Genomic DNA, 25,387 nt, shown 5'->3' with positions numbered 1-25,387 from the left:
CATGAGTGAACACTGGTGGCGCGACGCGGTGATCTACCAGGTCTACCCGCGCTCCTTCGCCGACGCGAACGGCGACGGCATGGGCGACCTCGAGGGCATCCGCTCCCGCATCCCCTACCTCGCCGAGCTCGGTGTGGACGCCATCTGGCTGTCGCCGTTCTTCGCGTCCCCCCAGAACGACGCGGGCTACGACGTGTCGGACTACCGAATGATCGATCCGCGCTTCGGCGATCTCGACGACTTCGACCGGATGCTCGCCACCGCGCACGAGCACGGCATCCGCCTCATCGCGGACCTCGTCCCCAACCACACCTCGTCCGAGCACGAGTGGTTCAAGGCGGCCCTCGCCGCGGGCCCGGGCTCGCCGGAGCGGGCCCGGTACTGGTTCCGCGACGTCGACCCCGGGCGCCCGGACACGCCGCCGAACAACTGGCAGTCGATCTTCGGCGGCCCGGCGTGGACGAAGACCGAGGACGGGAAGCAGTGGTACCTGCACCTGTTCGACTCGACCCAGCCGGACTTGAACTGGGAGAACCCGGAGGTCCACGCGGAGTTCCAGTCGATCCTGCGGTTCTGGCTCGACCGGGGCGTGGACGGCTTCCGCATCGACGTCGCGCACGGCATGGTGAAGGCCGAGGGCCTGCCCGACACGGGCGGCGACGGGACGATCGAGATGATCGGGACGACGCTCGCGCCGTTCTTCGACCAGGACGGCGTGCACGACATCTACCGCACCTGGCGGCCCATCATCGAGGAGTACGAGGGCGACCGGATCTTCGTGGCGGAGGCGTGGACGGACTCGGCCGAGCGCCGCGCCCTCTACCTGCGGCCCGACGAGCTGCACCAGGCGTTCAACTTCGACCTGGTCCTGGCCCCGTTCAAGGCCGCGGACTTCCGCAAGGCGATCGACGCGGAGATCGCGAACAACGCCGGCGTGGGCGCGCCGTGCACGTGGGTGCTGTCGAACCACGACGTGCAGCGCCACGTCACCCGCTACGGCGGCGGCGCGGAGGGCCTGGCCCGCGCGAAGGCCGCGACCCAGCTGCTCCTGTCGCTGCCGGGCGTGGTGTACGTCTACCAGGGCGAGGAGCTGGGCCTGAACGAGGTCCTCGACCTGCCCGCGGAGGTCCGCGAGGACCCGACGTTCTTCCGCACGAACGGCGAGCAGATCGGCCGCGACGGCTGCCGCGTCCCGCTGCCGTGGACCCGCGAGGGCGCTTCGCTCGGGTTCGGCTCGGGCGGCTCGTGGCTGCCCCAGCCCGCCGAGTGGTCGGCGCTCTCGGTCGAGGCCGAGGACGGCGTCGCCGGTTCGACGCTCGAGTTCTACCGCGCGGCGATCAACCTCCGCAAGAACTTGCGCGGCGGCGTCACGGGCCTGACCTGGCTCGCCGACCCCGGCGACGACGCCTTCGCGTTCGACAACGGCGCCCTGACCTGCGTCGTCAACTTCTCCGACGCCCCGGTCCCGGTCGCCTCCTACGGCACCGAGGTCCTCCTCGCGAGCGCCCCGCTCGTGGACGGCGCCCTCCCGGCGGGCTCGACGGTCTGGTTCAAGAAGTAGCAAGGACATCGAAGGGCCCGGACGCAATCGCGTCCGGGCCCTTCTCCGCGCCCCGGACGAGCGTGAAGGAACAAGACGAATCTTCGGTGGGTCTTCCACGAGATTCGGTGCTAGCATTTTTAGAAACAGGTGGTGGTTTTGATGGCAGAGACGAAAGCGATGTCCATCCGCGGCATCGACCCTGAGCTGTACAAGTGGCTCAAGATCCGCGCGGTGCAGCACGACCGGTCCATGGAGGCCGAGGCGCGCGAGATCCTCGCTGAGGCGCAGCGCGTGGCGCTGAAGGGCGACGACTCCGCGGGCGCCTGGTTCCGCGAGCATGTCGACGACCGTGGCGGCTTCGACGAGCTCGAGATCCCGCCGAGGACCGGTGTGCCGGCCCGTGGGGCGGACTTCGGATGATCATCCTCGACACGAACGTCCTGTCCGAGCGTTTCCGCTCGAATCCCGATGCCGCGCTGCGGCGCTGGTTCGACGCGACCCCGCGGAGCGAGGTCGCCACGACTTCGGTCACGGTCGCCGAGATGCGGTACGGGACCGCGCGCCTGCCGCAGGGTCGTCGGCGCGTGGAACTCGAGCAGGCCGTGGACCAGCTCGTCACCGAGTTCTTCGGTGGCCGGGTCGAGGAGTTCGACCTGGCCGCCGCGGACGAGTACGGCAGGCTGGCCGCCGCCCGCGAGAGGGCGGGGCGGCCGATCGAGACCGAGGACGCGATGATCGCAGCGATCTGCCTGTCCCGCGGGGCCCTCCTCGCGACCCGGAACACCAAGGACTTCGAGAACACCGGAGTCACCTTGCTGAACCCGTGGGATTTCTGAGGATCTGAGCGGACCCGGCCGCGTGCGGCCGGGACCGCTGCACGACGAGGGGCCCGGGCGTTCGTGCCCGGGCCCCTCGTTTCGCTTGCGGCGTTACTTGATCTTGTTCCCTGCGGAGCGGAGCTGCTGGCAGGCTTCGACGATGCGGGCGGCCATGCCGGCTTCGGCGAGCTTGCCGTAGGCGCGCGGGTCGTAGGCCTTCTTGTTGCCGACTTCGCCTTCGACCTTGAGGACGCCGTCGTAGTTCTTGAAGATGTGGTCGACGACGGGACGCGTGAAGGCGTACTGGGCGTCGGTGTCGATGTTCATCTTGATGACGCCGTGGTCGACCGCGTCGGAGATCTCCTGCGCGGTGGAGCCGGAGCCGCCGTGGAAGACGAGGTCGAACGGCTTGTCCTTGCCGACCTTGGCGCCGACGGCGTCCTGGATCTCCTTGAGGATCTCGGGGCGCAGGTGCACGTTGCCGGGCTTGTAGACGCCGTGGACGTTGCCGAAGGTCAGGGCAGTCATGTAGCGGCCCTTCTCGCCGGCGCCGAGCGCTTCGACGGTGGCGAGGCCGTCTTCGACGGTCGTGTAGAGCTTCTCGTTGATCTCGGCTTCGACGCCGTCCTCTTCGCCGCCGACGACGCCGATCTCGATCTCGAGGATGATGTTGGCCTTGGCGGTGCGGGCCAGGAGCTCCTGGGCGATCTCCAGGTTCTCGGCCATGGGCACGGCGGAGCCGTCCCACATGTGGGACTGGAAGAGGGGGAGCTCGCCGCGGGCGACGCGCTCTTCGCTGACGGCGAGGAGGGGGCGCACGAACGAGTCGAGGTGGTTCTTCGGGCAGTGGTCGGTGTGGAGGGCGACCTTGACCGGGTAGTTCTTGGCGATCTCGTGGGCGGCCGCGGCGAGCGCGACGGCGCCGGTGACCTTGTCCTTGATGGTGGGGCCGGACAGGTATTCGGCGCCGCCGGTGGAGACCTGGACGATGCCGTCGGACTCGGCTTCGGCGAACGCGGCCAGGGCGGCGTTGAGCGTCTGGGTCGAGGTGACGTTGATGGCCGGGTAGGCGAAGGAGCCAGCCTTCGCCCGGTCGAGCATCTCGTTGTATTCCTCGGGTGTTGCGATAGGCATGCTGCCTGCTCCTTAGACAAGTCGTTGATGGCTCCCCGACCGGGGGCGGTGCTCAGACGCCGCTGTCTGATGGCCTCGAACTATTGCGTCGAGATGAAGTATTGCCCACAGCCGTGTGACGGCATAACTGAGACTACCTGGTGGTTCACTGGTCGGGCGGGGGACCGCGCGTCTACCGTGGGTTATATGAACTATCACCAGGAATGGGCGGGCGAGTCCGACGAGTTGTCCGAGTTCGACCTGGCGGATTCGGCCGAGCCTCCGGCCGAGGACGATCCGGAGGCGGCGGTCGAGGAGCCCCAGGGGGCGGTTCCCGACGAGGTCGATCCGGCCGACGCGGCCGAGCAGCGGCGCGAGGTCCCGGCGGAGGAGGACGAGCGCCCCGAATAGCCGAGAGGCCCGGCCCCGAACATCGGGACCGGGCCTCACCGCTGCACGCTCACGCGCGCTCGCCTACGCCTGCGCGAGCTGCGCTGCCTCAGGCAATCTGGGCTTGGCCCAGTTGCTCTGCCTCAGGCAATCTGGGCTGCGCCCAGCTACTCTGCCTCAGGCAATCTGGGCTGCGCCCAGCTACTCTGCCTCAGGCAATCTGGGCTGCGCCCAGCTTGTCAAGCACCCAGGCGAGGTTGAACGCCTCTTCCTCCCAGGCGTCGTACCGGCCGGAGCGGCCGCCGTGCCCGGCTTCCATCTCGGTCTTCAGGAGGACGTCGGAGTCGGGGCTCTCGTGGCGGAGCTTCGCGATCCACTTCGCGGGCTCGTGGAAGCCGACCCGGGTGTCGTTGAGGCTGGTGACGGCCAGGATCGACGGGTAGCGGACGCCGGTGACGTTCTCGTACGGCGAGTACGACTTCATGTACTCGTACACTTCCGCCGACTCGAGCGGGTTGCCCCACTCCTCCCATTCGATGACGGTGAGCGGCATCGTCGGGTCGAGGATGGTGTTGAGCGCGTCGACGAACGGGACGTCGGCGAGGATGCCGGCGAACCGCTGCGGGGCGAGGTTGGCGACGGCGCCCATGAGGAGGCCGCCGGCGGAGCCGCCGCGGGCGACGATCCGGTCGGGGGCGGCCCAGCCGACGTCGACCAGGTGCTCGGCGCAGTCCACGAAATCGGTGAAGGTGTTCCGCTTGTGGAGGAGCTTGCCCTGCTCGTACCACTGGCGGCCCATCTCGCCGCCGCCGCGGATGTGGGCGATGGCGAAGACGACGCCGCGGTCGAGCAGGCTCAGCCGCGCGATGGAGAAGTACGGGTCGATGGAGTGCTCGTAGGAGCCGTACCCGTACAGCAGGCACGGCGCGGTGCCGTCGGCGGTGACGCCCTGCTTGGCGACGATCGAGATCGGGACCTTGGTGCCGTCGGCGGCGGTCGCCCATTCGCGGTACTGCACGTAGTCGGCGGGGTCGAAGTCGCCGAGGACCGGGGTCTGCTTGCGCAGGTGCAGTTCGGCGGCGTCGATGTCGTAGTCGTACACCGAGGAGGGCGTGACGAGGGACGTGTAGCCGAGGCGGATCTGCCGCGACTCGTAGTCGGGGTTCTCGCCGAGCCCGACCGCGTAGATCGGCTCGTCGAACGCGATCTCGGTCAACTGCCCGTCGCCGCCGAGGATGGCCACCTGCGAGAGCCCGGCGCGGCGCATGGAGACCACGACGTGGTCGGCGAACGCGTCGGCGGATTCGAGCCGCACCGCCTCGTCGTGGGCGATGACCTCGTTGAACTGGGTGGTGTCGTCGACGGGAGTCCAGCCGAGCGTGAAGTTCTCGGCGTCCTTGTTGTGGAGCACCCAGAACCGGTCGCCCTGGTGGTCGACGGAGAGCTCGACGCCCTGGACGCGGCCGTTGCCGAACACCTGGAACTCGCCGGTCGGGTCGGCCGCGTCGAGGTAGCGGACCTCGGTGGTGATCTTGGAGCCGGAGACGATGAAGAGGTACCGCTCGGAGCGGGTCAGGTCGATGCCGGTCCAGAACCGCTCGTCGTCCTCCTGGTGGACGAGCACGTCCTTGTCTTCGTGCTCGCCGAGGACGTGCCGCCACACCTGGTACGGCCGCCATGCGTCGTCCACTTTGGTGTAGAAGAAGACGGAGCCGTCGAGCGACCAGGAGCCGCCGTAGAACACGTTCGGGATGTCGTCGGGGAAGTCCTCGCCGGTGCGCAGGTCCTTGAACCGCAAGGTGAACCGCTCGTCGCCCGAGTAGTTCACGGCGTACGCCAGGAGGTTCCCGTCGGGGGAGACGTCGCAGGTGCCCAGGGAGAAGAAGTCGTGGCCCTCGGCGAGCTCGTTGCCGTCGACGAGGATCTCCTCGCCCTCGATGGCCGTCCCGGCCTCGATCTCGGGCGGCGTGTCGCCGTCGGCCTTGAGGCGGCACTGGATGCCGTACTGCTTGCCCTCCTCGGTGCGGCCGTAGTACCACCAGCCGCGCTTGCGGACCGGGACCGAGAGGTCGGTCTCCTGGGTGCGGGACTTGATCTCGCCGAAGATGCTCTTGCGCAGCGCCGCGAGGTGCTCGGTGCGCGATTCGGTGTAGACGTTCTCGGCCTTGAGGTAGTCGACGGTGGCCGGATCCTCGGGATCCTTGAGCCAGGCGTACGGGTCGTTCACGGTGTCGCCGTGGTGAGTGCGCGGGTGGTCGCGGCGGGGGGCCGCTGGTTTCGCTGCTTGCGTTTCCGACATGCCTCAACTGTAAGGGCCGCGGGCGGGACGCGCCGGTCACAGCACGACCGCCTGCCTCCGCACATAAGTTACTCATGAGTAACATTCTTTGGGTCAACAACCCGCGAAATCGCCCGAAACCGGGCGCACCCGCCTGTGAGGATAGTGACCATGAGCGACAGGAGCGACCAGAGGGAGCCGAACGACGGCCCGGCACCCCGCACACCCGGCGGCGAAACCCGCCCCGGCGCACCCGAGACCGCCGCCGAAACCCAACCGGCGCCGAACCCCGACCCCACGCCCGAGACCACCGCAGCGACACCACCCGCCCCGGCCCACACCGAACCACCCCACCCCGACGACGACACCACCGAACCCGCCGCCGAACCCACAGCCACCGCCGACGACGCCACCCGCCTCCAACCCGCCACCGCCACAACCGAAACCGCCGTCATAGGCGCCCCCGTCGTCCACTCCCACATCAACGGCACCCCCTTCCTCCACGCCCAAAGCCTCACCGCCGCCGGACGCCAAGGCCCCGTCTTCACCGACATCACCCTCACCGCCGGACTCGGCCAAGTCGTCGCCCTCTGCGGCGACGGCGGCGACGGCCGCTCCTCACTCCTCCTCGCCCTCACCGGCCGCTTCCCCTTCCAAAGCGGCGCACTCGAAGTCGACGGCCAGACCCGACCCCGCCACATCCGCCGCCACTTCACCATCGCCCAAGCCGGACCACCCATCCGCTTCGACCCCTACGCCACCGTCGCCACCTGCATCAAAGAGACCACCACCGTCTCCAAAGGCGCCGCCACCCGCGCCAACATCAACGCCTGGCTCGACCGCCTCGCCCTCACCATCGACACCGGCGACACCTTCGGCTTCCTCCCCCGCATCGACCAGATCCACTTCGCCATCGCCTGCGCCGCCGCCAGCCGCACCCCCGCCATCGCCGTCGACGACGCCGACACCGGCCTCGACCGAGCCGGCTCCGAACGCGTCTTCGACGCCCTCCGCACCGTCGCCGACGCCGGCCAACTCGTCATCGCCGCCTGCACCCGCTCCGACCCGCCCGCCGACACCATCGTCGACCTCCGCGCCCAACCCGCACCCACCGCGCACCCGCACCACGACCGCAACGGCGGCCACCGAAAAGGAGCAACCCGTTGAGCCCGTTCAAACTCGCCGCCGCCGAACTCCGACGCTTCCGCGGCCACCCCATCCGCACCGCCGCCCTCATCGCCATCATCCTCATCCCCCTCGTCTACGGCGGCCTCTACCTCTGGTTCGCCTGGGACCCCTACGGCAAACTCGAACACATGCCCGTCGCCGTCGTCAACGAAGACCAAGGCGCCACCGTCGACACCAACGGCCAGACCACCGCCATCAACGGCGGCGACCAACTCGTCGACCAACTCAAAGAAGACCGCATCTTCGACTGGCAGTTCGTCACCGCCACCCAAGCCGCCCAAGGCCTCCGCGACGGCGACTACTACATGGTCATCACCGTCCCCGCCGACTTCTCCACCCGCCTCGCCAGCCTCTCCGGCACCGACCCCGAACAAGCCACCGTCGAATTCGACCTCAACGACGCCAACGGCTACGTCGCCGGCATCATGGCCTCCACCGTCGAATCCGAACTCCGCAACCAGATCAACACCGCCGTCTACGTCACCTTCGCCACCACCATCTTCGGCGACCTCACCGAACTCAACCAAGGCCTCACCCAAGCCGCCGACGCCGCCGGCCAACTCTCCGACGGCATCGCCACCGCCCAAACCGGCGCCACCGACCTCGAAAACGGCCTCAGCGAACTCACCACCGGCGCACAACAAGTCGCCGACGGCGCCGAACAAGTCAGCGACGGCGTCGACCAAGCCGTCGGCGTCGCCCAACCCGTCGTCCAAACCCTCGCCGACAACTGGACCCAGATCCAAACCGGCGCCGCCTCCGCCGCCGACCTCGCCGAACGCGCCAACGACGACCTCACCACCGTCTACACCACCCTCTGCACCGACGACACCGCCGACGCCGACGCCTGCGCCCGACTCCAGACCTACATCGACGACGCCGACACCGCCAACGACGACATCCAGAACGCCAACACCACCGTCCAATCCACCACCACCGACACCCTCGACCAAGCCTCCGACGACCTCACCCAGCTCCAGACCGGCGCCGCCGACGTCGCCACCGGCGCCGACCAAGTCGCCGACGCCGCCGCCACCGCCCAAAACGGCGCCGGCGACCTCGCCGACGGCCTCACCCAACTCAAAACCGGCGCCGACACCCTCCAGACCTCCCTCACCACCGCCGCCCAATCCGTCCCCAGCACCAACCCCGCCGACGACGCCGACAACGCCGAGGCCTACGGCAGCCCCGTCACCATCGCCGAAACCAACCTCCACCCCGCCGACACTTACGGCCGCGGCCTCGCACCCTTCTTCATCGCCATCGCACTCTGGGTCTTCGGCCTCATGGGCTACCTCGTCCTCCGGACCGTGAACAGCCGCGCGCTGGCCGGGCCGCTGCACTCGGTCCCGATCGCGATCGGCGGCTGGCTGCCGGGCGCGTTCCTCGGCACCCTGTCGGCGCTCGTCCTCTACCTCGCGGTGGAGCTCGGGCTGGGCCTCAATCCGAAGGACGCGCTGGACACGGTCGGCCTGTCGATCCTCGTCATCCTGACCTTCACGGCGATGGCGCACCTGTTCAAGCTCGCATTCGGCACGGCGGGGAGCCTGCTGCTGGTCGTGCTGCTGATGCTGCAGTTGACGAGCGCGGGCGGCCTGTACCCGGTGGAGACGACGCCGAAGTTCTTCCAGGTGCTGCATCCGCTGCTGCCGATGAGCTATGTGGTGGACGCGCTGCGGGTGACGATCAGCGGCGGCGAGACCTCGCACGTCGTCCGGACGCTCCTGGTCCTGGCGGCCTATCTGGTCGGCTCGCTGGCGCTCTCGTCGCTGGTGGTGGCGTCGCGCCGCCGCTGGAGGCCGGACCGCCTGAACGAGCCGCTCCAGGTCTGAGCTGCCTGCCTGAACGGAAAACGGCCCGGCCGCTGCGGCGACCGGGCCGTTCGCGTCCGTCCTAACGCTCGATGAGTGCGGCGAGCCCGTCAAGCGTCCTGGCCAACCCGAACTCGAAGGCATGCTCGGCGTTGTAGGCGGCGTCGTGCACCTCGCCGGCGGCCTGGCCGACGCGGACGGCGGCCGGGAAGCGCGCGGGGTCGAGGACCTTCGCGAGGAGGGGGCCGTTGGCCTCCCACCACTCCTGGTCGTCCATACCGCTGGCCGCGCGCTCGGCGTCGGCTTGGGCGGCGTCCTGCGCGGCGGTGCGCACGAACGCGAGCAGGTACGCCAGCGCGTCGTCCATCTCGACGTCGCTGAGGCCCAGGCCTTCGAGGGCCTGCAGCTCGTGCTCGTATTTGGCGCACTGCCCGGGCCCGAGCGGCGGCCGGCTCGGCGCGGCGGCCGAGGCCCACGGGTGGGCCCGGTAGAGCGCGTAGTTCTCCTGCGCGACGGCGGTGAGCCGCTCCCGCCACGATCCCGCTATCGGTGCCCGCTCCATGCCCGCGAAGAGTGCATCGAGCATCAGCGCTACGAGCTCGCTCTTGCCCGGCACATAGGTGTAGAGGGTCATGGGGGCCTTCCCGAGCTCCTGGGCGAGGCGGCGCACGGTGACCGCTTCCAGCCCTTCGGCATCGGCCAGCCTGATCGCGGCCGCGACGACCTCATCGACGGTCAGCTTCTTCCGCGGCCCGCGCCCGGATTCGGGGGCGGCCCTCCAGAGCAGTTCGAGCAGGTTCGGCTTCGGGGTCTCAGTGGCGGCAGTCACGGAAGAATTCTAGCCGACAAACTTGTACGCTGTACATCGTACTCTGTACAATATACACCGTACGAAGAAAAGGAGCCGCACATGCGCATCACCTCATCCGCCGTCTCGCTCAACGTCGCCGACCCGACCGCCTCGGCCGAATTCCTCAAGGCCCACTACGGCTTCACGGAGGACATGGCCGCGGAAGGCTTCGTCTCGCTCTCCCGCCCGGACGCCGGCTTCAATGTCATCTACCTGAAGACCGGCCTGGCCACCTTCAAGCCCGAAAGCGCCAAGGGCCACGCCGACGGCCTCCTCCTGGTCTTCGTGGTCGACGACATCGACGCCGAATACGAACGCGTCCAAGCCGAAGGCGTCGCCATCACCACGCCGATCGAAACCGAGGAGTGGGGCGAGCGCTACTTCCAGACCGCGGACCCGAACGGCGTGATCATCCAACTGGTCCAGTGGATGACCGAACCCGACGCAGCCACGGCCTCCTGACCTGCTGCGCCGCAACGATCCACAGAGTTATCCACAGAGGGAAACTCACGGTTGCGGGTCAGAAGCAAGGCGTGACACCGTTGATGCATGCGCCACGAACACCGCACCGCCCACATTGACACCACCACCAGCCACGCAACCGCGAAGCCCCGCAAGGCGACGGCGCGCGCTGCATCACTCCCGCAGGAAGTTATCCACAGCCTGAAACTTTCTGTTGCCGCCCAACTACGCGACGTGTCAGCCTTGAGACAAAAAAGCCATCTGGCCCTGCGGGATGGCGGCGAGACAAGGGGATTCGCGAACGTCGCCATACCGAGACCGCGCGCGGGAAGCCACCCGCGCGCGGTCCCCGCACGGACTGCACACCTCCACGTGGAGGAACACCAGCGGGCGGCCGGACACACCAGCCCGGCCGCCCGCCAATACGAATCGAGAACGAGCCGCCGACAGGTCAGGACAGGCGGAACAGGGCCGCGCTGTGCGGCTGGAGCTTCGCACGGAGATGGTCGCCGGGGACGATGTCGGAGCGGCTCCAGCAGTCGCGCACTTGCGTCGGCTGGGACAGGCCGAGGGTTTCCCACGGGAGTTGCAGCTCGGCCGCTTCGGTGCTCCGGTTGAAGACGGCGGCGAAGGCGCCGTCGGTTGAGGCCCAGGCGAGGTGGCGGTCTTCGCGCCAGACTTCGCGGGCGCCGGCGGGGTGGCGTTGGGCTGCGAGAACCTCGGGGTTGGTCAGCAGTTCGATCGTTTCAGTGCTCGAGGTGGGCAGGTCGGCGCCGACCATAAGGGGGGAGCGGGCGATGCACCAGAGGGTGAGCAGCGTGCGCTGCTCGTCGGGGGTCAGGAGGCTTTGGCGGGGTTCGCCGACTTCGGCTCGGAGGCCCATGCGGCCCAGGGGGAGCATGTCGGCATCGGGCCAGTGGCCGGGGCCGGCGTAGGGGGCCCAGTCGCGGAGGCGGTCGAATTGGGCGTCGATGTCGCGCCAGCGGTCCCAGAGGTCGGCGGAGATGCGCCACAGGTGGGAGTGCTCCTGGAGGTGCTGGGCGTGGCTGGTGGAGAGGCTCATTCCGGGGGAGAGGCTGAGCACGATGTCGCGGTCGGCGCGGTCGACCGCGTGCCAGAAGGCCTCGACCTCGTCCTCCCAGTAGGGGGCGATCATGTCGTCGGCCTTGATGTAGTCGACGCCCCAGTCGGCGAACTGGCGGACCAGGGCGTCGTAGTAGGCCTGGCCGCCGGGGTGGGAGTGGTCGATGCCCCAGTTGTCGTCGATCCAGGTGGAGATCCGCTCGCGGTCGGGGATCTGGGCGGCCGAGTATTCGCTGCCTTTGATGGGGGTGTCGGCGGCGACCGCCTGGCGGGGGACGCCGCGAAGGACGTGGACGCCGAATTTGAGGCCGAGGGAGTGGATGTAGTCGGCGAGGGGTTTGAAGCCGGCGCCGTCGGCGGCCGACGGGAAGCGGTTCGGGGCGGGCTGGGGTAGGCCGTACTCGTCGAGGGTGAGGCGGGTGCCGAGGTTGTAGCCGCCGGCGCGGGCGGCGGGGTCGTACCACTGGATGTCGACGACCACGTATTCCCAGCCGTGGCCGGCCATGTGCTCGGCGATGAAGGCGGCGTTGGCGCGGGTCTCGGCTTCGGTCACCGAGGTTCCGAACACGTCCCATGAATTCCAGCCCATGGGTGGCGTGGCAGCGAGTCGGGTCACAGAAACCTCCTCGGGGGTCGGGTCCCATTACGCTACCCGCGTGCACCGACGGGGGTGATCACGGCTCCGGAAGGGGTTGCGGCCCTTGGGATCGATAGGTGTACGCAGGGGAAACGGGGAGGATTAAGGCGGCGCGGGCGTGCCGGGGCGGGCGTCGGGTTGGCGGCAATACCGCTTGGGCCGGGTGACCGGCGGTGCTGTACAGTGTTCACGGCGGTGCGCGCGACGCACCTCCTGGCCAGGTAGCTCAGTTGGTACGAGCGATCGCCTGAAAAGCGATAGGTCGCCGGTTCGATCCCGGCCCTGGCCACCACGCATCTCATCCTCGCCCGCCATGACGGCGGCGGGGATTTTTTGCTGGTGGCGGCCGACTCGCGGGCATCGCGGGGAGCCGGCGTCCGTGATGAATACACTGGTCGCGAATGTCCCCCGAGACGCGGCGGGCGTCCGCTGAACTCCGAGGGAACCGGCATGGCAACGCACAAGACCCTGCTCTCCATGGCCGCCGACTCCTGGCCGGTCGCCAAGGAGGAGCTGCTCCGGCATGTTGAGGATGCCGTTGACGTTCGTCGAGTCGGGGAAGAGTGCGCCTTGGTCGAGACGGAGCGCTCGACCGCTCGGGATCTCGCCGCGCTTGCCTTGCGGGTGCCGTTGGTGTTTCCTCGGCATTTGACGAATGTCGTCGCCGAATACGACCATGCCGCTTCTGGGCTTGAGTCAGTGGTTGATTTTGTGGATTCGGCTATCAGGGAGATGGCGAGCGGGGCCGAGGTCTCGCTGCAGATCTGGCTCAGCGGGAAGACGGCGTACAAGTTCAGCCAGCATGACGCCTGGGAGCGGGCCGCCCAGGTGCTCACCGACCGCGGGTACCAGGTCGGCAGGACGGGGAGTCCGCTCGTGGTCTCCATCTGCTTCACGCCCAAGACCGCGATCGTCGGCGTCAACCGCGCGGCTGACAGCCTTTCTTCGTGGCCCGGCGGGGAGGTCCGGCTCTCGAAGACGCCCGAGCAGGTGTCGCGGGCCGAGTTCAAGCTCGAGGAGCTGTTCAAGGTCTACCCGATCGACGAGGGGATCGAGCCCAAGGGCACCGCCCTCGACTACGGGGCCGCGCCCGGCGGGTGGACCCGGATCCTCGCCACCCGGGGTTACGCGACCACGGCGGTCGACCCCGGCGATCTTGATCCGCGGGTGCTCGCGCTCCCGGGGGTCCGCCATGAGCGCACCACCGCCGGGAACTTCCTGCGCGACAGCACCGACCGGTTCGACCTCATCGTGAACGACATGAAGATGAGCCCCGACCGCTCCAGCCGTCTCATGGTCGACTCCGCGCGCCTCCTCAAGCCCTTCGGCGTCGCGGTCACGACGCTCAAGACGGGCACGCATCATGTGCTGGAGCAGGTCGACGAGGCGTTCGCGATCCTCGGCGCCGAATACGACATCGAGTTCGCCCGGCAGTTGCGGCACAACCGGAACGAGCTCACCGTGGTGCTCCGCAGGTTCGGGTGAGCCGCAGGCGATGAGGTGTCGGCCTTGATAGGGCTTCCCACCTGGCTCGAATTGGGGATATAGGTTCCGGCCGGTCATGACAGAGTTGTGACGGGGGGTTCTAGCGTTGCGCATCATTGGGAACCGCCGAATTCAGGAGCCGTCGCCATGAAGCCACTCCGCGATGACCAGCCGCGGGAGATCGGGCCCTACCGGGTCCTCGCCGAACTCGGCGAGGGAGGCATGGGCCGCGTCCTGCTGGCCGCCGCCGGGGACGGACAGCTGGTGGCGCTCAAGGTCATGCGCCCTCATCTGCTCCATGACCCGCAGTTCCGGTACCGGTTCCGCCGCGAGGTCATCACCTCGCGGGAGGTGGCCGCGAGCAAGTGGACCGCCGCGGTGCTCGCGTCCGACGAGCACGCCCCGGAGCCCTGGCTCGCCTCCGAGTTCTTCCACGGCCCGACGCTGGCCGAGGCGCTGCACGCCAACGGCCCCTTGGACGAGGCCTCGACCCGGCGGCTCATGCATGGTCTCGCCGCCGCGCTGGCGGAGATCCACTCGTTCGGGGTGGTGCACCGGGATCTGAAGCCCTCCAATGTGATCCTGACGGACGACGGCATCCGCCTCATCGATTTCGGGATCGCCAGGGTGACCGAGGAGGCCGGGGGCGAGGCGTCGATCACGCAGACGGGCGCGCTCATCGGCGCGCCGGCGTTCATGTCCCCGGAGCAGGTGACGCGTCAGGCGATCGGCCCCGCGTCGGACCTGTTCTCCTTGGGCACCACGGTGATCACGGCGAGCACGGGCGCGAATCCGTTCGACGCCGAGGCGCTGTACGAGGTCATGAACCGGGTCGTGAACGGCGATCCGGGCTTGGAGCGGCTGCCCGAGGCCCTGCGGTATCTCGTGGAGCCGTGCATGCGGCGGCAGCCGGAGGAGCGCGTCAGCGCCGCTGAGCTGGTGCTGCGCATCGGCGAGCCGCTGGCCGCGCCGTGGCCGCCCGCGGTGGCCGCGATCGAGCGGGCACAGCGCGCCGAGGTCGCCGAGCTCGCCCGCCGCCACGGGTGGGACACCATGGTGCGCCCCAACCGGACGGTGGTGATGTTCGGCCCCGGCATCGTTCTGGCGCGGGCGCCGTCGCAGCCGGGGCTCTCGGAGCCTTCGACGGTCTCGTATTCGCCCGCGCCTCCCGCGTCGTATCCGTCGGCGCCGCAAGGGTATTCGCCGGCGGCTCCGGGTCATGCGCCGCTGCCGCCCGGTGGGCCGGTGCTGCCTCCGGGAGGGCTGCCGCCGCAGGGGCCGAAGCCCGACCGCACGGTCCTGTACGCGGTGCTCGCGGTGGCGGCGGTCGTGGCCATCGCGCTGGTCGTGCTCCTCCCGAACCTCGGCGGGGACGACGACAAGGAACCCGAGATCGCGCAGAGCGACGACGCGACGTCGGCGGCGACGGAGACGGGGGACGACTCCGGCCTGGGCGGCGAGGAGACCGATCCCGTTGAGACCGAGACGGATCCGATCGCGGACGCGGTGGTCGGCGACTGCTTCTGGGACTACGGGGACGCGACGACCGCCGACCTGGAGCCGTCCAATTGCGAGGACGGCAGCTTCGAGGTCGTCGACGTCTACCACGACACGACCGATCTGGGCTCGTGCGACGCCGTCGACGACATGACCACAAGCGTCTCCTTCTCGGACGCGAACCTGGTGATCTGCCTGAGCTACCTGCACCCCAACGGTGAGGCGTACCACGCCGAAGTCGGCGAGTGCGTGTTCGGCCCGAACGACAGCGTGTCCGAGTGGTACCCGATCGAGTGCCAGGAGGGCGCGTTCGAGGTCCTCGAGCGACTGGAGGGCGTGAACGACCCGGCGTCGTGCTCCGAATCGGTGTACTACAACCAGAACTACACGTTCACCACCTCGCAGACCTATCTGGACGTGGTGCTGTGCCTGAAGATGATCTACCCCGACGACATGGGGTATGCGACGCAGGACGACTGCATGTCGATGACGGGCGATCCGGAGGCAGGGACCGCGCTGTTCTACTTCGCGGACTGCGATGCGGCGAACACGTACGTGACGGGCCGGGTCGACGAGTACGAGAACTTGGACTGGTGCGGGGACGACGGCTGGAGCACCTGGTACAGCACCGACTTCCCCGACCACGCGTACACCGTCTGCTGGCGTTACCTCTAGCCGATCGAATCCCTAGTGGATTCATTTGCGGTGATCGTCGCGTTGTTCTGCTTGCGGGCGTGCGTGACCCGGGCCTCCCGGTCCGACGCTAGCGCGCGCAAGTGAGTTGGTATGATCATTGCAAGCTTGTCTTCGAGGGGTATGGGCCCTGGTCGGCGTTCACCGCCGGCCAGGGCTCTTCTCGTATCCGTCGACGGATCGTTAGTGGCGCTAACGCCGCTGGGGTAGGCTGGGCGCATGGAATCCGACGCCGACCTGCGCTTCGACCACGACAGCCCCGAACGCGTCAAGCGCCAGCTCTCGCGCCTGACCGGGATGACGGCGGGGCAGATGCGGAAGGTGGCGAGCGCGGCCCTCGCCGGGGTCGGCGCGCACAAGGACCATTTCGTGGTGCTGGCCTCGCTGGCCGAGACCGGCCCGGCGAGCCAGGCGCAGCTCTCCGACCGCACCCGCGTCTACCGCAGCGATCTCGTCGCGGTCCTCAACGAGCTCGCCGCGGCGGGGTTCGTGCAGCGCGCGCCCGACCCGGAGGACAAGCGCCGCAACGTCATCACCGTGACCGAGGCGGGGCGTGAGCGGCTCGCGGAGCTCGACGCGGTCCTCGAGGGCGTCAACGAGCACATCATGGCGCCGCTCGATGAGGACGAGCGCGCGATGCTGTTCCGGCTGCTCGCCAGGGTCAACGCGCACCTCGCCGACGGCTGAGGGGCGCTAGCGCAGGCGGCGCAGCACCTGCTCTTTGATGGCCGTGAACGGCGGGTAGACGACCTTCATCGTGTCGGGTGCGAGCGGCTTGTCCAGCACCGACTTCGCGTGGCTGAACGTCTCGATCGAGGCTTTGCCGTGGTAGGCGCCGAGCCCGGAGTGGCCGACGCCGCCGAACGGCAGGCCCGGGACGTCGATGTGCGCCATGGGGACGTTGAAGCCGACCGCGCCGGATGCGGTGCGGGTCAAGAGCTTCCGCCGCGTGAGGTCCGAGTTCGTGAACGCGTACAGGGCGAGGGGCTTCTCGCCCCGGTTGACGAAGGCGATCGCGTCGTCGAGGGTGTCGACGGTGAGGATCGGCAGGATCGGCCCGAACACCTCTTCGGCCATGACGGCGTCGTCGGGGGTGATGTCGGCGAGGACGGTGGGGGCGATGTACTTCTCGTCGCGGTTGTGCCCGCCGCCGCACACGAGCCGGCCTTCGTCGAGGAAGCGCGCGAGCCGGTCGAACGAGCGGGTGTCGATGATCCGCCCGAAGTCGGGGCTGTCGGCGGGCGCGTGCCCGTACATCTCGCGCACGGCTTCGGCCAGGTGCTTCTCGAGTTCGGGGCCGGTGCCGTCGACGGCGAGGACGTAGTCGGGGGCGATGCAGGTCTGCCCGGCGTTCATGAACTTGCCCCAGGCGATGCGCCGGGCCGCGGTGGCGAGGTCGGCGCCGGGTTCGACGATGGCGGGGCTCTTGCCGCCGAGTTCGAGGGTGACGGGCGTGAGGTGTTCGGCGGCGGCTTTGGCGACGATCGTGCCGACGCGGGCGGAGCCGGTGAAGAAGATGTGGTCGACGCGTTCGGCGAGCAGCAGTTCGGTCGCTTTGGGGCCGCCTTGGATGACGGCGACGGCGTCGGGGTCGAGGTATTCGCCGATGAGCCGTTCGAGGACGGCGGCGGTGGTGTTCGCGGCTTCGCTCGGTTTCACGACGACGGCGTTGCCGCATGCGAGGGCGCCGGCGAGGGGGGCGAGGAGGAGCTGCACGGGGTAGTTGAAGGGCCCGATGACGGTGACGACGCCGAGGGGTTCGCGCAGGACGTAGGCCTTGGCGGGCTGGAGGTGCGGGGGCGTGTAGACGCGCTTGGGCCGGAACCAGGTGCGGAGGTGCTTGCGGAGGGCGCGGACTTCGGCGGCGACGAAGTCGATTTCGGCGAGGAAGGATTCGGGCGCGGCTTTGCCGAGGTCGGCGCGGAGGGCGTCGGCGAGTTCGTCTCCGGCTTCGCGCACCATCCGGTCGAGGCCTTTGAGCTGCTCGAGGCGCCACGGCAGGGGCTTGGTGCGGCCGGTGGCGTAGTGGGCGCGCAGGCGCGCCACCGTGGAGCGGATGTCGTTGCCGGTCATGCCATGAGCCTAGCGGGGTTCGGCTCGCTGCGGACGGGCCGGATGTGGGCCTGACCCTCCCATGGTGCCAGGGACAATGGGGACGAACAACGGTTTGTGGGCGGTTCCATCCGATCCGTGAACCTCACTGACGTGCGGTCGCGTCTGTGAAAGCATGCGCGCATGGCCGCTGTGAAGAGGAATCCGCTGCTCTCCTGGACCGTGTTGGCGCCGATCCTGGGGATGGCGGTCCTGGCCGCGGTGTGGGGGCGGCACCTGGGGGCGTTCTGGGTGACGGTCGCGGCGGTCGCGCTGGTGGCGACGGTGCTCGCGGCGGTGCATCACGCGGAGGTCGTGGCGCACCGGGTGGGTGAGCCGTACGGGTCGCTGGTGCTCGCGGTGGCGGTCACGGTCATCGAGGTGGCGCTCATCGTCACGGTGATGGCGGCCGGGGGCGAGGAGTCCTCGACGCTGGCGCGCGACACGGTGTTCGCGGCGGTCATGATCACGACGAACGGCATCGTCGGCATCGCTTTGCTCGTGGGGGCCTTGAAGTACGGGGTGACGCTGTTCAATCCGGAGGGTTCGGGCGCGGCGCTGGCGACGGTGGCGACGCTCGCGACGCTCGGTCTGGTGCTGCCGTCGTTCACGACGAGCGAGCCGGGCCCGGAGTATTCGACCTCGCAGCTGGTGTTCGCCGCGATGGCGTCGCTGATCCTGTACGGCCTCTTCGTGTTCAACCAGACGGTGCGCCATCGCGACTTCTTCTTGCCGGTCACCGCGGACGGCGTGGTCGAGGAGGAGGAGCATGCCGACCCGCCGAGCGGGAGGACGGCGCTGCTGAGCCTGGCGATGCTCATGGTCGCGCTCGTCGGCGTCGTGGGCCTGGCGAAGGCGGAGTCGCCCGCGATCAAGGCGGGGGTGCTCGCGGCGGGGTTCCCGGCCTCGTCGGTGGGTGTGGCGATCGCGCTGCTGGTGCTGCTGCCGGAGTCGATCGCGGCGATCCGCGCGGCGTCGCGCGAGCGCATCCAGACGAGCATCAATCTCGGCTACGGCTCGGCGATGGCCTCGATCGGTTTGACGATCCCGGTGATCGCGGTGGCGTCGTTCTTCATGGAGGGGCCGCTCTTGCTGGGGTTGAGCTCGACTGAGATCGTGCTGCTCGGCCTCACGGTGGTCGTGAGCGTCCTGACCGTGGTGCCGGGCCGGGCCACGCGCCTGCAGGGCGGCGTGCACCTGGTCCTGCTCGCGGCGTACCTGTTCCTGGCGATCAACCCTTAGCGGGTCGACCACACGTCCCAGCTGAGGCGGGCGAGCAGGCCGAGGACGACGACGACGAGGACGAGGCGCACGAACTTGCTGCCTTTGGACATCGCGGTGTGGGCGCCGAACCAGGCGCCGAGCATGGTGCCGAGGCCCATGACGGCGCCGAGGAGCCACCAGATGTTGTCCTGGAGGGCGAAGACGACGAGCGCGCCGAGGTTGGTGGTGACGTTGACGACCTTGGTGTGGGCGGCGGCGGCGAGGAAGTCCATGCCGAAGATGGTCGTGAACGCGACGGCGAGGAAGATGCCGGTGCCGGGGCCGATGATCCCGTCGTAGAAGGCGATGAGGACGCCGCAGACGACCATGACGGCGGCGCCGCGCCAGCGGGTGCGCAGTTCGGGGCGGGGTTCGAGGCCGAGCTGGGGTTTGGCGACGACGAGGACGAGGACGGCGAGGAGCACGGCGATGATGATGGGCTTCAACGCGTCCGAGGAGACCGAGAGGGCGGCGAGCGCGCCGGCGCCGGAGCCGAGGAGGGCGAGGCCGACGGTGGGCCAGAGGAGCCGGTGCTCGAGCTTGATCTTGCGGGCGTAGGCGATCGCGGAGGTGGTGGTGCCGAAGACGGAGGCCATCTTGTTCGTGCCCAGCATGAGCGCGGTGGGAGCTGTGGGAAAGGCCACGAGGAGCACGGGGAGTTGGACGAGGCCGCCGCCGCCGACGACGGCGTCGATCCATCCGGCGAAGATCGCCGCGGCGATGAGCAGGGCGAACAGGCCGGGATCGATGTCGAAGGGCACCACGCCAAGTTACTTGCCGCGCGGCTGGCAGACACGCCGATGAGGTGAGGAACACGTGTCGGTGCGTAATCGTCTGATATCAACAGGTCATGGACTTGACGAAGCCTATGACCCACTTGGTGAAACGCGGCTACGAGTATACGTTCGACCCCGATGAGCAGCAGCGGCGGAACCTCGAGGAGACGCTGGAAGCGGTTCGGGCCGTGTACAACTGGTCGCTGGCGGTGTTCCAGAGCGAGTGGCGCGCGAAGGGGGAGAAGATCTCGTACGCGGAGATCTCGGCGCGGCTCACGAAGTGGAAGAACCAGCCTTCGAACCGATGGGTCAAGGTCTATTCGTCGGTGCCGCTGCAGCAGATCGCCCGGCAGCTCCACACCGAGTACCACTCGTTCCTCAACGGGCGCTGCCGCGAGCCGGTGCCGAAGGAGCACGGGGAGCAGACGCAGCTGGTGTACTCGCGGGCCGGCTACTACCTGAAGGGCCGGGAGGTGAAGCTCGCGAAGCACAAGGCGCCCTTGGACATCATGTGGGGGCTGGAGCGTCCGAGCCGGGACGACATCACCTCGATCACGGTGAACCGCGAGCGCGACGGCGAGTGGAAGCTGTGGATCGTGGCCGAGGAGTTCATCGAGGTGCCCCGCCAGAAGCCGCCGGAATGCGGCGAGTGCGGGCGCGTCCTGGAGGACTAGCCGCGCGAAGCGGACGGGCCCGGCGGTGTGGACCGCCGGGCCGCTTCGCGTCCCTGGCCGGGACGCGGAACGCCCGGCCGGGGTGCCCTTCCCAAGGCCCCGGCCGGGCGGTCGGACCCGCTTCGGCGTTCCGACAGGGGGCTGCCGGAGCGAGTCGGTGTCGAACGGCCGCGGGCCCGGCGGCTTCTTTCTGTGGGCCCGCGGCCTTCGGCGTCTTTACTTGCGCAGCTCCGCCACCGCGGCGGCGAGGCGCTTGCCGTAGGTCTCGTCGGCCTTCGCGAAGTTCGCGATGGCGCGCTCGATGATGTCGTCGCGGCTGACCTTGGCGATGAACCCGGAGAGGTTGGCGATGAGGCGGTCCTGCTCGTCCTCGCTCATGAGGCGGAAGAGCTTGCCGGCCTGCACGTAGTCGTCGTCCTCGGCGTGCTTGGGGGTCTCCCACTCGCCGGTCGCGCCGTTGAGCTGGAGCGGCGCCCACAGGGGCTGGCCGGTCTCGTACGGGCCGCCGAACGAGTTCGGCTCGTAGTTCTTCTGCCCGCCGTGGCGGCCGTCGTAGCCGAGGCCGTCGCGGTTGCCGTTGCGCGCCTCGGTGGCGTGCGGGCGGTTCACCGGCAGGTGGTCGGCGTTGATGCCGACGCGGTAGCGGTGCGCGTCGCCGTACGCGAAGAGGCGGCCCTGCAGCATCTTGTCGGGCGAGGGGCCGATGCCCGGCACGAAGTGCGCGGGGGAGAAGATCGACTGCTCGACCTCGGCGAAGATGTTCTGCGGGTTGCGGTTGAGCTCGAGCTTGCCGATGGTGATGCGCGGGTAGTCCTCGTTGAGCCACACCTTGGTGAGGTCGAACGGGTTGTATCGGTAGTTCGCGGCCTCGGCGGCGGGCATGATCTGCACCTGCACGGTCCAGGACGGGAAGTCGCCGCGCTCGATCGACTCGCGCAGGTCGCGCTGGTGGGAGTCGGGGTCCTCGCCGGCGAGCTTGTTGGCCTCGTCCTGGGTGAGGTTCTTGATGCCCTGGTCGGTCTTGAAGTGGTATTTGACCCAGAACTGCTCGCCGGCCTCGTTCACCCACTGGAAGGTGTGCGAGCCGAAGCCGTCCATGTGGCGGTAGGACGCGGGGATGCCGCGGTCGCCGAAGAGCCACGTGACCTGGTGGGTGGACTCGGGCGAGAGGCTCCAGAAGTCCCAGACGTTGTCCGCCTCCTGCGAACCGGTGTACGGGTCGCGCTTCTGGGTGTGGATGAAGTCGGGGAACTTGATGGCGTCGCGGATGAAGAACACCGGGGTGTTGTTGCCGACGAGGTCGTAGTTGCCCTCTTCGGTGTAGAACTTCAGGGCCCAGCCGCGCGGGTCGCGGCGGGCGTCGGCGCCGCCGAGGGAGTCGGCCACGGTGGAGAAGCGAAGGAAGGTCTCGGTCTCCTTGCCCACCTGGGAGAGGAACTTCGCCTTCGTGTACTTGGTGACGTCCGCGGTCACGGTGAAGGTGCCGTAGGCGCCGGCGCCGCGGGCGTGGACGACGCGCTCAGGGATGCGCTCGCGGTTGAAGTGCGCGAGTTTCTCGAGGAGCACCTGGTCCTGGATGAGCAGGGGCCCGCCGACGCCGGCGGCCTCGCTCTGGTTGTTGTTGGAGATCGGCGCGCCGGACTCGGTGGTCAGCGGCCCGGCAGTGTTGTCGAACTGCTCGCTCATGGCTAGGCCCTCTCTACAGGTTCGCGGGTTCCCGCGGCGCCGCCGCCTGGAATCCTTGTTATGGACGCAATCCTAGCTTAGACTATGTCTAAAGAAGGATCCAGTCCGAGGTAAGTAGTGCCACAGTGTTTCGCCTGCTAGAGTGGTATTCAATGCCCCGACCGTGAGAGAACAGCATGAGCGACCTCGTTACCCGACTCCGGCGCCACAACTGGCGCATCACGCCTCAGCGACGCGTCATCGCCGAGACCCTCGAGGGCTCCCACGTGCACTTCACCGCCGATGAGATCCTCGAGCGCGCCGTCGAGCGCATGCCCGAGCTCTCCCGCGCCACGGTCTACAACACTCTCAACGAGATGGTCGCCCTCGGCGAGGTCCTCGAACTCACCCTCGACGGCCGCTCCAAGCGGTACGACCCCAACGCCGACCACGAGCACCACCACCTCATCTGCGAGGGCTGCGGCCTCATGAAGGATGTGCACGCCATGGCCGACCCGGTGGACTGGCTCCCCGGCGACGAGCGCCACGGCTTCGCCGTCACCCGCGCCTCCATCACCTACCGGGGCCTGTGCCCCGAATGCCAAGCGGCGCAGTCCTAAGGGGCGCAAGCACCCTCACGCGGCCCGCAGGGCCGCCCGACTGTCGCGCTCCAGTCGCGCTTCGGTGACGAAACGGTCTTGACCGTCCCTTTGGCTTGCCTTGTCCTGATATGCTCCGATACGGTCACCGGGCCGCCAACGCCCCAAGCATCTTTCACCTGCCGGCGTTGCGGACTCGCTGGAGCCGCCGACCGGGTAGCCGCGGTCAACGTCCATGACCGCGCACGCACGACGTGGGCTTTTGTCAATACGCCTGATGTCGCCGATACGCCGCGGCCAGCGGCGGGCACGAGTGGCAAACCCCGGACCGAAGTCCGTGGTGGTTGACCTTCAACATGGTGCCGCTTTGGAGTTCATGCCGGCGTCACCGTCAAGGTCCTGCGCGACTACGACCGCCAGCGCAAGGCCGGCCTCGACCCGGTGTTCACGCGCGAGTCGGTGCCCGGGCTCGAGGGGCTGCAGGTGTGGGAGCCGGAGACCGAGGCTGCGACGCCCGTCCGCGATTAGTGATGACCATGTGGCACCGCGTCTGATGCGTCGTTAGGCTTCCCGCATGAACGAGTCGAAGGAGCCCTGGAAGTCGCCGATCTGGCGTTCGGAGCCGGCGTTCCTCTACTCGCGACGGCCCTTGGCCCGCTATGTCGGCCGTCCCGCCGCCGAGTTCCTCAAGATCGAGCCGGCGGCGGGTGTCGTCCTCGTCGTGTGCGCCGTCGTGGCGATGCTGTGGGCGAACTCGCCGTGGGCCGCCTCGTACGAAGCGGTGTGGGGCGTCGAGATCGCCTTCCGGTTCGGCGAGTTCGAGCTCCACCACACGCTGCAGGACTGGATCAACGACGGTCTCATGGCGATCTTCTTCTTCGTGGTGGGCGTGGAGATCAAGAGCGAGATCGTCTCGGGGGAGCTGTCGAGTCCGCGGAACGCGGTGCCGCCGATCGCGGCCGCGGTCGGGGGCATGGTCGCGCCGGCGCTCATCTACACCGCGTTCAACGCCGGGGGCGAGGGCGCGGCGGGCTGGGGCATTCCGATGGCGACGGACATCGCGTTCGCGGTCGGTGTGCTCGCTTTGTTCGGGTCGCGGATCCCTTCGGCGGCAAGGATCTTCCTGCTCACGCTCGCGATCGTGGACGATCTCGGTGCGATCGCGGTCATCGCGGTGTTCTACACCGACGACTTGTCGATGGCCTGGCTCGCCGTCGCCGGGGCGCTGAGCGCGTTCGCGATCGTGCTGCGGTTGCTGAACGTCTGGTCGGGCCCGGTCTACCTGGTCATCGGTGTGGCGTTGTGGGTGGCGATGCTGGAGTCGGGGGTGCACGCGACGATCGCGGGCGTGGTCATGGGGTTGATCATCTCGGCCAAGCCGCTGCTGGATCCGCATGTGGCGCATGCGGAGGCGCAGGAGATGGCGAAGGACGGGCTGACGGCGGAGGAGACGGAGCGGTTGGTGAAGTTCGCGCGGGACGCGGTGCCGCCGACCGAGCGGATCCAGGCGCGCAACCACCGGTTCTCGTCGTTCGTGGTGCTGCCGCTGTTCGCGCTCGCGAACGCGGGGGTGGCGTTGTCGGGGGACCTGTTCGCGACGGCGCTGACGTCGACGGTGACGCTCGGGATCGTCGTCGGTCTCGTGGTGGGGAAGCTCGTGGGGATCACGGCGGTGACGTGGGTCGTGGTGAAGTTGGGTTGGGGGCGGTTGCCGACGGGCACGACGTGGCCGCTGCTGGCCGCGATCGCGATGGTCGCGGGCATCGGGTTCACGGTGGCGCTGTTCATCACGGAGCTGGCGTTCCGGGGCGGGGACGCGCAGCTGCTCACCGACGAGGGCAAGATCGGGGTGCTGTGCGCGTCGTTCATCGCCGCGCTGCTGGGCGCGCTCGCCGTCCACTTGACCGCTCCGAGGGGCCCGCAGCCGGAGGAGTCCGAGGGCGAGCGGGCTGTGGAGGGCGCGGCGAACGCAGGGTTAGGCTTGGCCGACTGCACGTTTCACAGCGACTCGACCCTAGAGTGAGATCCGACTTTTGGAGGGACGCCGCATTGGCTCCGCAGAATCTCATGTCCCAGCCTCCGGCGACGAAGCTGCCCGAGGACACCGAGGCCAGGAAGTTCCTCGACGAGCATTCGCCCGAGGACACGGTGCGGCGGTTCCCGTGGTTCTGCGCCGCGTGGGCGCGCCTGGCGAAGAACGCCCTGGAGTCGGGCGACGACGTCACCGCTTACGCGTTCGCCCGCACCGGGTACCACCGCGGCCTGGACCAGCTGCGTCGCAGCGGCTGGAAGGGCCACGGCCCGATCCCGTGGGACCACAAGCCGAACCGCGGCTTCCTGAAGTCGCTGCATCAGCTGTCGCGTGCGGCGGCGGCGATCGGGGAGGCGGACGAGGCCGCGCGTTGCGCCCAGTTCCTGCGCGACTCGGACCCGGCGGCGGCGGACGCACTGACGTAGCGAATGCGAAAGCG

The 25,387-nt window shown here is 68.8% G+C and carries 22 protein-coding genes and 1 tRNA gene; 16 read left to right on the top strand and 7 right to left on the bottom strand.

Going from position 1 to position 25,387, the window contains the following annotated elements; translation table 11 throughout:
* Window position 1 precedes the first annotated feature (1 nt).
* The 3 genes from J5V16_RS21340 (at window position 2) to J5V16_RS21330 (ending at window position 2,379) form a co-directional block, all read left to right on the top strand.
* The gene (locus J5V16_RS21340; protein WP_208498999.1) at window positions 2–1,561 is read left to right on the top strand and encodes a glycoside hydrolase family 13 protein; all 1,560 of its coding nucleotides are present in this window, start codon (window positions 2–4) and stop codon (window positions 1,559–1,561) included.
* 141 nt (window positions 1,562–1,702) lie between these two features.
* Window positions 1,703–1,963: a FitA-like ribbon-helix-helix domain-containing protein gene (locus J5V16_RS21335; RefSeq protein WP_208498998.1), complete on the top strand. Its 261-nt coding sequence runs from the start codon at window positions 1,703–1,705 to the stop codon at window positions 1,961–1,963.
* Window positions 1,960–2,379 (top strand): type II toxin-antitoxin system VapC family toxin, encoded by a 420-nt coding sequence (locus J5V16_RS21330; RefSeq protein WP_208498997.1) that lies wholly within the window; start codon window positions 1,960–1,962, stop codon window positions 2,377–2,379. The genes J5V16_RS21335 and J5V16_RS21330 overlap by 4 nt, the downstream gene beginning before the upstream one ends.
* A 93-nt stretch (window positions 2,380–2,472) precedes the next feature.
* Here the strand turns inward: J5V16_RS21330 and fbaA are convergent, their stop codons facing one another.
* A complete protein-coding gene (gene fbaA / locus J5V16_RS21325; RefSeq protein ID WP_208498996.1) occupies window positions 2,473–3,495 on the bottom strand; it encodes a class II fructose-bisphosphate aldolase in 1,023 nt (340 codons plus the stop codon).
* Window positions 3,496–3,681: 186 nt separating this feature from the next.
* On the opposite strand from fbaA, the gene J5V16_RS21320 reads away from it, so the two are divergent.
* Window positions 3,682–3,885 carry a hypothetical protein gene (locus tag J5V16_RS21320; RefSeq protein ID WP_208498995.1) on the top strand — a complete coding sequence of 68 codons (204 nt, stop codon included), beginning with the start codon at window positions 3,682–3,684 and terminating at the stop codon, window positions 3,883–3,885.
* A 190-nt stretch (window positions 3,886–4,075) separates the two neighbouring features.
* Here the strand turns inward: J5V16_RS21320 and J5V16_RS21315 are convergent, their stop codons facing one another.
* Entirely contained in the window at window positions 4,076–6,163 is a 2,088-nt protein-coding gene (locus J5V16_RS21315; protein ID WP_208498994.1) for a S9 family peptidase, read from the bottom strand.
* Window positions 6,164–6,313: 150 nt separating this feature from the next.
* Here J5V16_RS21315 and J5V16_RS21310 point away from each other — a divergent pair, with 150 nt between their 5' ends.
* Together J5V16_RS21310 and J5V16_RS21305 are read left to right on the top strand one after the other, a co-directional pair.
* Entirely contained in the window at window positions 6,314–7,309 is a 996-nt protein-coding gene (locus J5V16_RS21310; protein WP_208498993.1) for an ATP-binding cassette domain-containing protein, read from the top strand.
* Complete coding sequence (locus tag J5V16_RS21305; protein ID WP_208498992.1) at window positions 7,306–9,162, top strand: YhgE/Pip family protein; 1,857 nt, start codon at window positions 7,306–7,308, stop codon at window positions 9,160–9,162. Before J5V16_RS21310 ends, J5V16_RS21305 begins: the two co-directional genes overlap by 4 nt.
* Before the next feature lie 61 nt (window positions 9,163–9,223).
* Here the strand turns inward: J5V16_RS21305 and J5V16_RS21300 are convergent, their stop codons facing one another.
* Window positions 9,224–9,970, bottom strand: coding sequence for a TetR/AcrR family transcriptional regulator (locus J5V16_RS21300; protein WP_208498991.1), 747 nt, complete (start codon window positions 9,968–9,970; stop codon window positions 9,224–9,226).
* 81 nt (window positions 9,971–10,051) lie between these two features.
* On the opposite strand from J5V16_RS21300, the gene J5V16_RS21295 reads away from it, so the two are divergent.
* Complete coding sequence (locus tag J5V16_RS21295; RefSeq protein ID WP_208498990.1) at window positions 10,052–10,453, top strand: VOC family protein; 402 nt, start codon at window positions 10,052–10,054, stop codon at window positions 10,451–10,453.
* A gap of 451 nt (window positions 10,454–10,904) precedes the next feature.
* On the opposite strand, the gene J5V16_RS21290 is transcribed toward J5V16_RS21295, so the two are convergent.
* On the bottom strand, window positions 10,905–12,152 hold the full coding sequence (locus tag J5V16_RS21290) for a glycoside hydrolase family 27 protein (protein ID WP_208498989.1): 1,248 nt from the start codon (window positions 12,150–12,152) through the stop codon (window positions 10,905–10,907).
* Between the two features lie 236 nt (window positions 12,153–12,388).
* On the opposite strand from J5V16_RS21290, the gene J5V16_RS21285 reads away from it, so the two are divergent.
* The 4 genes from J5V16_RS21285 to J5V16_RS21270 all read left to right on the top strand — a co-directional run bounded on the left by J5V16_RS21285 (window position 12,389) and on the right by J5V16_RS21270 (window position 16,535).
* Window positions 12,389–12,465, top strand: a tRNA-Phe gene (locus J5V16_RS21285).
* A 440-nt stretch (window positions 12,466–12,905) separates the two neighbouring features.
* Window positions 12,906–13,658, top strand: coding sequence for an SAM-dependent methyltransferase (locus tag J5V16_RS21280; protein WP_208498988.1), 753 nt, complete (start codon window positions 12,906–12,908; stop codon window positions 13,656–13,658).
* Window positions 13,659–13,805: 147 nt separating this feature from the next.
* On the top strand, window positions 13,806–15,830 hold the full coding sequence (locus J5V16_RS21275; RefSeq protein WP_208498987.1) for a serine/threonine protein kinase: 2,025 nt from the start codon (window positions 13,806–13,808) through the stop codon (window positions 15,828–15,830).
* A gap of 237 nt (window positions 15,831–16,067) precedes the next feature.
* Window positions 16,068–16,535 carry a MarR family winged helix-turn-helix transcriptional regulator gene (locus tag J5V16_RS21270; protein WP_208498986.1) on the top strand — a complete coding sequence of 156 codons (468 nt, stop codon included), beginning with the start codon at window positions 16,068–16,070 and terminating at the stop codon, window positions 16,533–16,535.
* Between the two features lie 6 nt (window positions 16,536–16,541).
* Here J5V16_RS21270 and J5V16_RS21265 read toward each other — a convergent pair whose 3' ends face one another.
* Window positions 16,542–17,921 (bottom strand): aldehyde dehydrogenase family protein, encoded by a 1,380-nt coding sequence (locus tag J5V16_RS21265; RefSeq protein ID WP_208498985.1) that lies wholly within the window; start codon window positions 17,919–17,921, stop codon window positions 16,542–16,544.
* A 162-nt stretch (window positions 17,922–18,083) separates the two neighbouring features.
* On the opposite strand from J5V16_RS21265, the gene J5V16_RS21260 reads away from it, so the two are divergent.
* Complete coding sequence (locus J5V16_RS21260; RefSeq protein WP_208498984.1) at window positions 18,084–19,181, top strand: calcium:proton antiporter; 1,098 nt, start codon at window positions 18,084–18,086, stop codon at window positions 19,179–19,181.
* Here the strand turns inward: J5V16_RS21260 and J5V16_RS21255 are convergent.
* Window positions 19,178–19,951: a TSUP family transporter gene (locus J5V16_RS21255; RefSeq protein ID WP_408612508.1), complete on the bottom strand. Its 774-nt coding sequence runs from the start codon at window positions 19,949–19,951 to the stop codon at window positions 19,178–19,180. The two genes, J5V16_RS21260 and J5V16_RS21255, sit on opposite strands and share 4 nt — an antisense overlap.
* Window positions 19,952–20,052: 101 nt before the next feature.
* On the opposite strand from J5V16_RS21255, the gene J5V16_RS21250 reads away from it, so the two are divergent.
* Complete coding sequence (locus tag J5V16_RS21250) at window positions 20,053–20,652, top strand: helix-turn-helix domain-containing protein (RefSeq protein WP_208498982.1); 600 nt, start codon at window positions 20,053–20,055, stop codon at window positions 20,650–20,652.
* Window positions 20,653–20,868: 216 nt separating this feature from the next.
* On the opposite strand, the gene J5V16_RS21245 is transcribed toward J5V16_RS21250, so the two are convergent.
* Entirely contained in the window at window positions 20,869–22,338 is a 1,470-nt protein-coding gene (locus J5V16_RS21245) for a catalase (protein ID WP_208498981.1), read from the bottom strand.
* 176 nt (window positions 22,339–22,514) lie between these two features.
* Between J5V16_RS21245 and J5V16_RS21240 the strand changes: the two genes are divergently transcribed.
* From J5V16_RS21240 to J5V16_RS21230, 3 genes are all read left to right on the top strand, one after another.
* The gene (locus J5V16_RS21240) at window positions 22,515–22,937 is read left to right on the top strand and encodes a Fur family transcriptional regulator (protein ID WP_208498980.1); all 423 of its coding nucleotides are present in this window, start codon (window positions 22,515–22,517) and stop codon (window positions 22,935–22,937) included.
* 553 nt (window positions 22,938–23,490) lie between these two features.
* Window positions 23,491–24,939 carry a Na+/H+ antiporter NhaA gene (gene nhaA, locus J5V16_RS21235; RefSeq protein ID WP_208498979.1) on the top strand — a complete coding sequence of 483 codons (1,449 nt, stop codon included), beginning with the start codon at window positions 23,491–23,493 and terminating at the stop codon, window positions 24,937–24,939.
* A 44-nt stretch (window positions 24,940–24,983) separates the two neighbouring features.
* Entirely contained in the window at window positions 24,984–25,373 is a 390-nt protein-coding gene (locus J5V16_RS21230; protein ID WP_208498978.1) for a DUF3151 domain-containing protein, read from the top strand.
* The last annotated feature ends 14 nt before the right edge of the window (window positions 25,374–25,387 follow it).

Source organism: Glycomyces niveus (assembly GCF_017592475.1).
Taxonomy (GTDB): Bacteria; Actinomycetota; Actinomycetes; order Mycobacteriales; family Micromonosporaceae; genus Glycomyces; species Glycomyces niveus.
The sequence above is the reverse complement of the archived record's forward strand: the minus strand, read 5'-3'. Positions and strand labels throughout refer to the sequence as shown.